The organism is Kitasatospora sp. NPDC088548, assembly GCF_044753005.1.
Lineage (GTDB): Bacteria > Actinomycetota > Actinomycetes > Streptomycetales > Streptomycetaceae > Kitasatospora.
Genome location: NZ_JBIVMI010000002.1, coordinates 32,452 through 44,910 on the forward strand (window position 1 = coordinate 32,452; position 12,459 = coordinate 44,910).

At 71.8% G+C, this 12,459-nt stretch carries 1 protein-coding gene (only partly in view); it reads right to left on the reverse strand.

Going from position 1 to position 12,459, the window contains the following annotated elements; all coding sequences use genetic code 11:
- Nucleotides 1–12,459 carry the 3' end of an EndoU domain-containing protein gene (locus ACIP82_RS03340; RefSeq protein WP_400650398.1) on the reverse strand. It continues 23,229 nt past the right edge of the window, so 12,459 of the gene's 35,688 nt are visible here — the last part of the coding sequence; its start codon lies off the right edge, out of view; its stop codon occupies nucleotides 1–3.

Consider the following 12,459-nt stretch of genomic DNA (forward strand, 5'->3'; position numbering starts at 1 on the left):
CTACCCGTTCAGCGCCCTGAAGATGTCGTCGGCCAGCGAGGGACCGACGTCGTTCAGCAGGTTCGGTGCCACGTCCGGGCCCGGGTGCGTCGGCGCGGCACCCGGCGCCGGCGCCGGCACGGGAACCGGCTCCACCGGGGTCGCGGCCCAGGCCCTGAGGTCATCGAGCGTGACGGTGCCCCCGTCGGCGGTCCGCTCTTCGATGAATCCGATCACCCTCCGCAGCACCTCGGCCCGCAACGACGCCCGGGGCGGCCATTCGAGCAGCTCCCGCACCAGGCGGGCCGCGGCGGTCGAGGAGCCGCCGGCCAGCTCGACCAGCCGGTGGGTCGCGCGGATGTGCTTGAGACCGTCCTCGTTCGTGCTCGTGAACTTCCCGTCGTAGGCCGTCCTCCCGACCCGGAACGTCCCCAGGAGCTGGTCGATCTCGGGGTCCGTCAGCTCGCTCTGCTGCCTCGGCTTCCCGCCCTCCCGCTCCGCCCTCGGAGTCTCCAGGGCCAGGTGGATCTCACGCAGGGCCGTCGGACTCTCGACGAAACGCAGCTCACCTCGCCGCTGCTCGCCGGTGAAGGTGGCGTAGGTGTCGTCCGGCACGTCCCGCTTGACCGTTTCCGCCAGCGGAATGTCGACCGTGAACGGGACGACCCCCTTCTCGGTGACCTTTTCGCGGTTTCCGTCGAAGAACGTCACCTCGATCTCGGCGGCCCCGGCGTAGCGGGCCATCGGGGTCGGGAACTTGCCGTTCGAGATCACCTGGCCCGCGTCGCCCAGCATGCCGCCGTCGCGCCACACCCGCTGGGCTCCGCCGGTGAGACCCGGGGTGTTGGTGATGTCGCCGGGGACCTTGAGGCCGACCTGGCCCTGGAGGCCCGCCTGCTTCGCGGACAGCTCGGTCAGTACGGAGCCGAAGGAGGTCCCGTTCGACGGGCTCAGCTCGACGGCGCTGTCGTTCTCCCGGTGTCGGAGCTCGACGAGCTTCACCCGGACCTCCACGCCCTTGTCCTGGCCCAGCAGCCATCGGCCCGGTGACGCCGTGGCGATCTCCATGCCCTGGCTCGCGGTACCGAACAGCGCCGACAGGTGGCTGTGGGAGGTGATGCTGCCGACCAGGTGGCCGATCCGGCGCCACGTCCCCGTGCCGAAGTACTTCCGCCCGCGCAGCCGCACCAGGTCCTGAACGCCTCCGACGTCGCCGAGCCAGCGCAGCACGTCGGTGTCGCGCAGTCCGGTCGTCCAGACCCGGTCCGGCGGGACCGTGGCGGTGACCGGCGCGGGCGGTTCCGCCGGGAGGGTCCGCGTCGGCTTGATCCCCGTGTTGGGCGCGGCGTTCTCCCTGGACGGGGGCACCGGCCGGGTCTCACCCGACTCGACGATGGTCTCGAAGCCGATCCTCGCGGTGCGCATCATGTGCACGGAGGCCCCGAACAGAGGCCGCCGGACGATCTCGAACTGCAGCTCCGCCTCGCCCTCGAAGGCGCTTCCCGCCACCTTGGCCTTGGTGGCGGAGCCGGCCGCGGTGGTCCGGCTCAGGAGGTCCATGTGGTCCTTGCCCCAGCCGAAGTTGCCCGACAGCCCGACCGTCACCGGCACCGCCCCCGCCACCGGGATGGTGCCCGTCACCCCGGCGGTGACGTTGTGGCCCTGGCCGGCACCGAAGTTGGTGACGCCGTCGGAGCTGGCGAAGGTGCGCTGCACCTGGGTACCGGCGTTGAACTCGGTGACCCCGGACTCGCCCAGGTGGACCATCCTGTCGCGGAGCACGGCGCTGACGCGCACGGTGGTCCGCCCGTGCCGCACGACGATCTCGTCACCGGCCGTCATGGCCTTGAGCCTCGCCTGGAGCCTGCCCGGGGTGAGCTCCTCCACCAGCTTCCGCCGGATGCCGTCCCAGTCGCTCCTGAAGGGGTTGCTCCCCGACTTCGCCGACGCCGACGCCGACGCCGACTCCGGCTTCCGGTCCGGATGCGGCCAGGGCTTCGACTCCAGCTGGTCCAGGATCGAGTCGCCCAGCAGGTGCTTGGCCTTGGCCGTCGTCCCGCCCGTCGCCGTTTCCTTCGTCCCGCCGGTCTCCCGGACCGGGAAGACATCGCTGACGATCGCCGAGGAATCCAGCCGGCGGCCGTCCAGGAAGCCCGAAGGCTGCTTCTCGGTGGACCGCTCCGACGACGCGTGCAGGGGTTCCGCATCACGCAGCGGGACGGCCACCCTCGCGGTCGCCGTCACGTGATCGGTGTACGAGCCGTCGTGCACGTTCAGCCACTTGTACCTGACCTCGACGTCGTACTTCGCGGCGACGTCGAAGAACGCGGCCGCCTCGGTGTGCTTGCCCCGGTTCGAGACGGATCCGACGGTGTCCGTGGCATCGCCGTAGGTACGGTCCAGCCGGTAGGTGTAACCGCCGGTGACATCGACGAACTTGGACTTGAACTTGCCCAGGAATCCGCCCTGGTGGCGGTTGAGGCGGTCCCACGCATAGCCCTGGCCGCTCGACGACTGGGTGCCGGACTCGAACTCGTACTTCCCCGCCATGGAGTGGTACTTGGCGTCTCCCAGTTTGGCCGTGACCGTGATCTCGGCGCTCCACAGCCGGCCGGCGACGGTCTCGGTGATCCTGCCGCCCCGGGTGAGCTGGGAGAGCTGGGTCCTGAGCGCGACCCGGTCGAAGGTCTCACCGATCCGCCGCTTCACCTCGTCGGACGGCTCACCGTACTTCGACCGCACGGCCTCCTCGATGGTGCTGCGCACCTTGCCGGCGTCGCTCAGACCGTGGACGACGTAGGAGGCGTTCAGCTCATGGTTCTCACTCATCCTGCGCGGCGCGACGTACTTGTCGGTCTGGTCCTCGCTCCGGTGGGAACTGCTGGTCGACGTCTCCGTGGGGTGGCCGTCGCTCCCCCGGCTGCTGCCACCCGCGCTGGAGATCGTCCCGCCGTCGCCGGCACCGGTGTCGGTCTCCTTGGGTCCCTCGAAGACGGTCACCTTGTCGGACGTCCCCTCCTTGAGGGTCTCCCGGGCATCCAGGCCCACCTCGACATGCACGGGTGCCGAGACGTCGGGCTCGTCGCCGACCTTGCCCAGATGGATGTCCACCATCAGCTCGGCGCGGTAGATGACCTGCGCGACCGGGTACTTGCCGTTGGCGTACACCCGGTCGGCGTCACGGCCGCGCCAGGCGAAGCGGTCCCGCTGCTGGGTGCCGCCGGTGAGGACGCCCTCACCGCCCAGCGCCTCCCTCGCACCGCTGCCACCGAGTTGCCCCTGGGCGGCGTAGGTGCGCGCGCGCAGCCGGCGCTCGGCGGCGAAGGCGCCGGTCTCGTTCACCGGGTTCAGCTCGGCCTTGCCGTCCTCCCGCACCAGGGTCATCTTCTCGACCTTCGCGAAGGCGGTGACCACGATGCCGTCCTTGCCGTGCAGCTTCAGTTCCAGCGGCTCGCCCCGGGTCATCGCGGTGAGCCTGGACGCCAGCTTCGGCTGGCTGAGCAGGTGCATGACCTCCTCCCTGACCGAGTTCCACCCGCCCGGGAACTTCGCCGCGCCGCTCTTGTCCACCGCCTGGCGCAGCTCGGCGGTGCCCTCCAGGTCCCGGAGGACGACGGACTCGCCCAGCCCGTGCGATCCGGCCCCGGTGGGCCAGACGCTGTCCGGAGGCCTGATGACGTCGTACGTCGGCGGCACGACGGTCTGCTGGGAGCCGCCGGCCGAATCCGACGCCGGCTCCGGCGTCTTCGTGTCCGCCTTGTCGACGAGGATCCGAACACCGGCGTCGCCCGCCGCATACCCCGTGGTCATGTCCTTGAAGGTCACCTGGAATTCGACGCTGCCGTCGTAGATCACGCCGGGCACCTTGGACTTGCTGGTGAGCTGGGACACCCGGCTCTGCCCCGAGACCTCGACGAACTCCCGCCCCAGCCGCCCCGTGGCTCCGGCGCCGGCCACGGGACCGTCCAGCTTCGGACCGAAGGTGGGCACGATCGGCAGCTGACCCGCGTGGCCACGGTTCGTCAGGCTGCTGCGCACCTGCTGGACGGTGGTTCCGATGTTGAACTCGGTCTCCTTGGTGGCGCCGACCTGATGCAGGCCGTCGACCCTGGCGGTGATCTCGGCCGCGGCGACCGTCCGGCCCGAGCGGTCGGTCAGCACGACCGTGAGCGGCTCACCCGCCGTCATGCTCTTCAAGTCCCGCTGGAGACGGGCGAAGTCGACCTCGGCCAGGATCTTCTGCCGCAGCTCGGGCCAGTGGGCGGCGGCCTTCTTCCTGGCGGCCTCCTCCTGTTCCAGCCTCCTCGTCCTCGCCTCCGCGGATTCCTGCCGACCCTCCTCCACAGGCTTCAGCCGGGACTCCTCCAGCGGCTTCAGCAGGACCTTCTCCACATGGTCCAGCAGCACCTCCACCGGCCGTCGGCCCTGGCGCTCGCCACGGGGCGAGAGGTCCAGCACGATGTCCTGGCCGCCGACCCGACCGTCCTGGAGACGCTGCGGAGGTGTCTGCTCCGGCGTGCCCGGCGCAAGCGGTTCGCGCACCGGGACGGCCACGGTCACGCCGATCTCCACCTTCTCCGTGGTGTGGCCCTGCTCGGTGCGAACCGTGGAACCCTCGTGCCGGAGCTTGCTGTAGTCGATCTCCAGGCTGATCTCCGACGTGAACACGTTGGCGGGTTCGGAGGTCTTCGAACGCGCCACCATCCCTCCGCTGTCCAGACTGACCTCGCCGTGGCCGCGGTCGTGGAAGTAGCCGGCGAGCTCGGCGAGGTCACCGGAGCTGCTCGAATGCTTGGCCTGGAAGCCGAGGTTGTACTGCCAGCGCACATCACCACGCGTCCCGGTCATGACCGACCGGTCCGCGCCGTTCTCGACCTCGATCTTCTCCTGACGCAGGAACGTCGACTTCTCGACCGTGGCACGCAGCGCGATGCTCCCGCTCCAGCCGTTGCCGTCGAAGGGAGCCACCCACACCTCGCCCCGGGAGAGCGCGGAGAGCATCGGGCGCAGCGTCGCCGGACCGAAGTAGGCGTCGGCGAAGGCCCGGGCCGCCATTTCGTCGCCCGCCATGATCCGCTTGATCACGGCGACGACCTTGTTCCGCGCCGCTGCCTCGTGGTCGGTCAGGCCGATCAGGAGGTCCGTGCCCGCGATGTGCCCGCCCTTGGCGGGGCCCACCGGCACCGGCGGCTTCTCCGGCTCGGGCATCGTCGGCAACGGCTCCTCGACGATCTCGCTCTGCGCAGGAGCCCGCTGCTCGGCCGGCTCGATGGGGTTCTGGTCCGTCGGCTTGTTCTCCGGCGACAGGTCGTCCCGGCGGGAGTCGGTCTCGTCCTGCTCCTCCTGCTTCGGCTCCTTCGGCTCCTCCGACTCGTCCTGCTTCGGCTGCTTCGACTCGTCCTGCTTCGGCTCCTCCGACTTGTCCTGGTTCGAGTCGTCCTGCTTCGAGTCGTCCTGCTTCGGCTCTTCCGACTCGTCCTGCTTCGGCTCCTCCGACTTGTCCTGGTTCGACTCCTTCGGCTCCTCCGGCTTCGGCTCCTCCGACGCCTCCCTCCTGAGCCCCTCCGACTCGGCGGACCGGGACTCCCGGGGGATGGAGGTGCTGGCGTCGTAGCGGCTGCCGTCGCGGTGATAGACCGACACGATCTCACCGTCCCTGGGCCCGAGCTCCGCGACGAGCTCCACCCCGCCGGCGCTCTCGCGCACCACCTGGAGCCGGATACGGAGCGCATGCGCCAGCACGGCCGGCAGCACGGCCGCCTCCGGTCCGGCCGCCGTGACCGCCCAGTCGTCGACCATGGACCTCAGCCGGTTCCGGACGAGCACGTGCCGCAGTTCCTCCCTCAGCCCCGGCCGGTGGCCGATGTCGACGAGGTTCGCGATCTCCCTCGGCATCGGGCGGTACTCGGTGTTCACCCACTCCCAAACAGACTCCCGCAGGAGCGTCGCCAGCCGGTCCGGCAGCACCTGCGTCGGCGAGTAGCCGAGGATGCGCCGGACCATCTCGGGCGCGGTGCTCGTGACCGATTCCAGAAGGCTGAGGACGTCCTCCCCACCGACCGGCAAGGGTGCCCCGACCTGTGACGGAAGCCGCTCGTCATCGGCAAGCCTGCGCGCCTCCTGCTCCTCCGCCGCCGCCTTGTGCGCCGCCTCCTGCTCGGCAGCCTTGTGCGCGGCCTCCTGCTCCTCGGCAGCCTTGCGCACCGCCTCCTGCTCGGCAGCCTTGCGCGTGGCCTCCTGCTCCTCCGCCGCCTTGCGCACCGCCTCCTGCTCGGCAGCCTTCCGCGCGGCCGCCTCCTGCTCCTCCGCAAGCTTGAGCGCCGCCGTCTCCTCCTCGGCAAGCCTGCGCGCCGCCGACGAATCGGACTTCTGCTGCGACGACTCCCCGCCCGAGGTTCGCTCCATGAGCACGGGCGGCTCGATCGGCTTGCTGCCGTCGTAATGCCTACCGCGCACGTCGTAGTAGACCGCGACCCGTCGCCCGTCCGCCGGCCCGTAGCCGCCGAAGTCGTGGACGCCGTCGTGGTTCATCAACCGGAGACGGACACCCAGCGCATGGGCCAGTGCCGGCGGAAGCATCTCTCCCGCGTCCGACGACCATTCGCCCCGCCAGTTCCGGATGGTCCGGAGCAGTGCCGCGCGTTCGTGGGGCGATACCGGCTCGGTGGCCGCGATGACGTGCTGCGCGGCGAAGTCCACCAGTTCGTGTCGGCTCAGTCCCACATACGCGTCCCGGGATTCGGCCGGAATGCGCAGGAGCAGCTCACTGTCACTCAACGCGTCGAAGCTGCCGAGCCGCTGCCAGCGGAGGGCGGACACGACCTCGGCCGGGAATTCCGCCGCGTCCAACTGCCGGTAGTGGTCCTCGACCTGACGCCGAAGGCCCTCGATCGGGTCGGTGGATCGCGCCGTCCACCGCTCGACCAGGTCGGGTGCGCTCACGGAGACCGCCCGCAGCAGGCAGAGGCCGTCGCCCGCCACCTTCACCCGGGGCCCGGCCGGTTCGAACTCCTCCACGTCGCCGGGCCTGCGGCTCGACTGCGGGGTGCCGTCCGCCCCGCCCGGGGACATGGTGTGCTGCAGGACGGGGTGCGTGGTGGCGCCGCCCTGCGTCACGGGCCTGGCCCAGAAGTCAGTGATCAGTCCGTTCTCCTGGCGGATGAACACCCGGTGGGTCGGGAACGAGTGCCCGATGACCGGGGCCAGCACCGCGCCGGGTGTCTGGAGCCGCGTCCGGGCGAGCTGGTTCTGCGCGTTCTCCAGCACGTGGAGGGCGAGGCTTCGCCGGTTCGGCTCCGACCAGTGGTCGGGCATGCCCCGGCCCGCGTCGGCGGCGGGGTTGGGCATCGCCGCGTCCACCCTCGGGGTGTAGGTCTCCGTCATGCTGGTGACGGCCTGCGGACGGACGCCCGTCCCGGGCTCTCCCGGCGCCCGCAGCGGAGGCGGCGGCGGGGTCGTCGGAGCCAGCTGGTGCAACTGGCCGGGGTTGTTCTCCGCCAGCCAGCGGATGTACCCCGGGAGGTCGCCGTTGGCCATCGCCCGGACGTCGGGCAGCAGGATGTCGAGCGCCGACTGGAGGGCCCCGTTGCGGATCGCTGCCGCTTGCTGGGGCTCCAGCTGACGGGCCTGGTGGTCCGTCGCCGCGAGCAGGGTGACGGCGTCGTGGCCGGTGGTGCGCAGGGCCTGCGCCGGGTCCTGGACGAAGTCCAGCCTCAGGCGGACCAGCGACGGTCCGGCGCTGCGGCCGAGGTACTCGTCCACCCGGCGCTGCAGGTCGGCCCGGGCGGGGGCCGAGTCCCCGGCGCCGAGGTGGATGTTGAGCGAGAGTTCGACGCCGGCCTGGCCGCTGTCGAAGCGCACATGACGGAACGTCGCCGGCACCCCCGGGGCAAGCTGCCCCACCCAGGGGGTGGACTGTGCGACCACGTCGTCGGCGCTCCACCGCTGGTGCGGTTGAACGTCGGTCGGGCGGTGGGTGATGTGCCGGCCGTCCAGGGTGATCCCCTCGATCCGCACGCCGCCGGCCATCCCGATCCAGCGCTCGGGCGTGACCCCGGGCGGGGTCCTCAGCTGCGCGTTCGCGTACGCGTGCGCCACCGCCTGCTCGACCTGGGCGGGCGTCCAGTTCTTGGGGTAGAGCGTGTGCGTCTGCCAGTCGGCGCGCCGGTGCCAGGACTCCGGGAACCTGGCCTCCGGGGAGTCCGGGTGGACCTTGGGGTCGAGGAACCAGACCGAGGACCGGTAGGTGCCGTTGTCGTTCACCTTCCACGGTTCGTCGACCCGGATGCCGCGGAACGTGGCGGCCACCGGGTTCTGCTGGTGGTGCACACCGTCGAGCAGGTGGCGGTTGCCGTAGCGGACGTGGTCCTCGGTCGCCTGGGTGAACGTGCTGTCCGTACGACGCCAGGGCAGGTGCGCGGGCATGTCCAGCCCGTCCTGCCAGTTCGAGGGGCGGAACGAGACGATCTCCTCGCCCCGCACCTCGCCCTCGATCCGCACCCCGGCGTACTCACCCAGGAAGTGGTAGCTCACCTCACCCGACCGCTCGATCCCGACGGTCCGGCGGGCACTGAGCGGGTGCTCACCGGGGCGCGGGCCGTCGAGCAGCCCGGCACCCGCCGAGGGGACGAGCGGCGGGGCGTCACCGGCCCGCCGGGCGGCGAGGTGCGCCTGCTCGGCCGCGTACACGGCCTGCTCCGTCGTCCAGTGCTTCGGGAACATCGTCCGCGTCGTCCGGCCGGGCCGGATCTCCTCGATGTCGCCCGCCAGCCGACCGCTGTGCGTCGCCCGCTCGGTGGTCGTGGCCCCCACCTGGAAGGTGCCGTTGGGGTTCAAGGACCCCGCCACCTCGGTCGGCCGCGGCCGACCCGAGCCCAGCGGCGGGTACAGGTGGCCGCCGTCACCGTTCCGGGTGCCGCGCAGCGCGGTCTCGATGACCTCGCCGCGCAGGCTGACCCGCGTCGGCAGCCCCTCGGGCGTGAAGGTCGCCTCGGGCCGGCCGAGGACCCGGTCGATGCCCGTCCCCAGCTGCCGCAGGTTGCGCGGCTGCATGACCAGGTCGGTCGCGAGGGCCGGCGCCGCCCGGTAGCGGTTGTCGTTGTCGAGGTCGAAGCGGCCGTCGGGGATCAGGATCTGGGATCCCATCATTCCGCCGTCCGTGTACTGGGCGCGGCGCCCGTTGCCGGGCTTCGCCTCGCGGTACTCGTCGGGGAGCCCGAGATGGTGGCCGAGCTCGTGCGCGAGGACGAATGCCGGAGTGCCCAGGTGCCAGGCCCGGTGGTGCTCGCGCATCGACTCGGGGTGGATCACGACGGTCTGGGCGGCCGGACCGGCGGTGTGGACGAGGCCGGCGCGGATTCGCAGCAGGTCGCCGTTGGGCAGCCGCTGGCCGAGGTTGTACGCCTGGTCGACGCCTTCCGCCAGCCGCCCCTTCATCGCCTCCAGTGCCGCACGGATTTCCGGGATCCGAAGATCCAGCCGACTGGTGTCCAGGTGGAGCCGGACCGTCAGTACCGTCTCGCGGTCCCCTCCGGGCAGGTCTCGCCGGTGGACCTCGAAGCGCTGGCCGGCGCGTTCCTCCATCCCCCGGACGAAGGCGTCCGTCGGCGGCCGCACCGTTGCCAGCGGGGCCCCCAACTGCTCATCGACGGAGACCCGTCGGGCGAGCGGCTCGCCCCAGAAGTCGGTGATCCGGCCGTTCTCGGTCCGCACGTTGATCCGGACGTCGCCGAAGCTGCCGCGGTGCACCACCGGAGCCGGGGGTCCACCGGCCGGGGCCTCGTGGGCCGGTGCGCCCTCGCTGTGCGTCACGATCCAGTGGGCGGCGTACCGCCTCGTGTCCTGCGACCACGTGGTGGGCAGGCTGCGGCCGGCGCCGTCGGCGAGGACCGGGGCGAACCGCTGCGCGATGTCCCCGGCCTCCCCGTGCACCCAGCCGCCGGCCGAAGGCTGCTGCTGCTGCGCCACGGCCAGCAGTCGCGCGCCCGGGGCCAACGGCGGTGCGCCGGCCATGAATTCGCGCACCAGGGCGTCCAGCCCGGAGGTGCCCATGGCCTCCGCGAGGTCGGGGAACAGCTCATCGAACGAGGTGATGGTCTCGTGGGCGACGTCGACCTGCGGCGCGTCCTCGGAGCCGGTGACGAAGTTGAGCCGCATCCTGACCAGACCGGTGGCGCCCGGCACCCGCGGGGCGTCGTGGAGGTGGGTGTCGACGAGCTGCTGCAGGTGCTCCCTCATGGCCTGGACCTGCGGGGCGTCCATCCCGTCGGGGTGCAGCAGCTCGATGTCGGTGACGAGCTCCACGCCCTCCTGGCCGCTGTCGAACAGCACCCGTCGGACGTCGACCTGCATGCCGTAGTCCTCACCCTGTGCCTCGTGGAACTGACCACGGTGGGCGACATGGTTCTCCGACCAGGCGGAGTGGGGAGCGTGCGGCTGGTTCAGGGTCGGGCTGTGGAAGACCACCCGGCCGTCCACGGAAATGCCCTCGATCCGCACGCCGCCCGCCTCGCCCACCCAGCGCAGGACCTCGCCTGCCCCCAGCGGCTGGAGGTGGCGGCCCAGCGGTGTCTCGACCCAGTGCAGGGTGCCGGGGGTCTCGCGATCGGCGTAGATCCTGTTGGCGAAGGCCTCCTGGACCCGCTGGTCGGTGATCTGCGCCGTCCAGTCCAGCGGGTAGTACGCCTCCTTGCCCGGCGCGTCGGCCGCGCGGCGCAGGTTCCAGGGCAGGCCCGCCTCCACCGATCCGGGCGTGACCCCCGGGACCGGCGACCAGTCGTGGACGCGCACGACACCGTTGTGGTCCACCGTGTGGTTCGGGGCCGGCCAGGCACTCGGCCGCACCGGCTCGGGCGGCGCGCCGCCCGGGGTGCGCCGGTGCCAGACCCCGCCGGCCGGCTGCCCGATCGGCGTGCGCGCCGAGCCGGCCGCGTCGGCGGACCCCGCTCCGTGGACCGAGGCGGTGTGCAGCAGCGCCGGCTCGGCGTCCCCGTCCAGGAGTATCTGGCTGTCCGGGTACACGTCCTCGTCCGTGGTGTGCACCGGCGTGTGCTCGTCCGTGGTGTGCAGCGGCGTGTGCAGCGGCGCCCCGGGGCCTGCCTGGTGCCCGGCCGCGGGGTTCGGTTCGGCCCAGAAATCGGTGATGAGACCGTCCACGAAACTGACCGTCACCCGATGGCTCGGGAATTCGTGCATGACGGTCCCCACCCGGGGGAGAGCCCCGCCCTGCTGCGCGCGCCGCTGCCGGAACTCCTCCAGGACTTCGAGGGCCACGTTCCTGCGGTCCGCCTGCGACCAGTGTGCGGGCATGCCACGCCCCGCCCCCGCCGCGAGACCGGGCATGGCCTGGTCGCTCACCCGCGCGGCGACCGACGCCGCCATGTCGACCAGTTGAAGATCCGCCGGACGCCTCGCCGTCCCGGGCAGGTCCGGCGTACGCAGCGGCTGCGTCTGCGGGGGGTCGTACGTGGTCCGGCCCAGGTGCGTCGGCATCTGCCCGGCAAGGCCCCGAACGACATCGGGCAGGCTGCGGCCGGTGATGTGCGTGATGTTCATGACGTCGGGCATCAGGGCGATCAGGGCGTCACGCCGGCCCCCGCCGAGGATGGCGGCCCGGTCCTGCTCCGGCGCCCCCAGGGCCCGGCTCTCCGACTCGCCGATGAAGACCATGGGGTTCAGCGCGAGGCTGCGGGCCTGCGCGGGGTCGTCGACGAAGACCAGCCGCACCCGGGCCAACGTCGGCCCCGCAGGTTCGGTGAGGTAGTCGTTGATCCGGTTCTGCAGCCGCGTCCGCTCCTGCGGAGTGACCTCGTTGGACACGTGGACGGGGACGTCGATCGTGACGCCGGTCTGTCCGCTGGGAAAGATGAAGTGGCGGGCGGTCAGACGCCGCCCGGGGGCGAGGTCCACCGGCAGGCCTTCGGAGCGCCACAGCTGGTTGGGGCTCCACCGGCTGTGCGGCTGCGAGGTCGCCGGCCGGTGCACCAGGTGCCGGCCGTCCTGGGTGGTGATGCCTTCGATGAGCACGCCGTCGCCGAGACCCCTCCACCGCTCCGAGCCGTCGGCCAGGAGCTCCCCCGGGCCCCTCCGCTGCTGGTAGGCCTCCGCCACCGCGGCCTCGATCCGGTCGCGCGTCCACCGCTCGGGGTAGAACGTGTGGCCCTCCTCGCCGGTCTGCCGGCGTTCCCAGTTGGCGGGGAGCCGGGCCTCGACCGAGTCCGGGTGGATCCCGGGCCTGAGGTACCACACGGTGGCCCGGTAGGTGCCGTTCTCGTTCATCGCCGACCGCGTGTGCGGGTCGACCCGCACACCGTGGAACCGGGCGGCGACGGGGTTCCGGTGGTGGTGGACACCGGTGAGCTCCCGCCGGTCCCCGTAGTGCTGGAACCGGTCGGCGGCGGTGGTGAACGTGCCGGCGGAGCGGTACGGCAGGTGGGCGGCCGCGTCCAGGCCGTCCTGCCACTCGGACGGCCTGAACGAGAC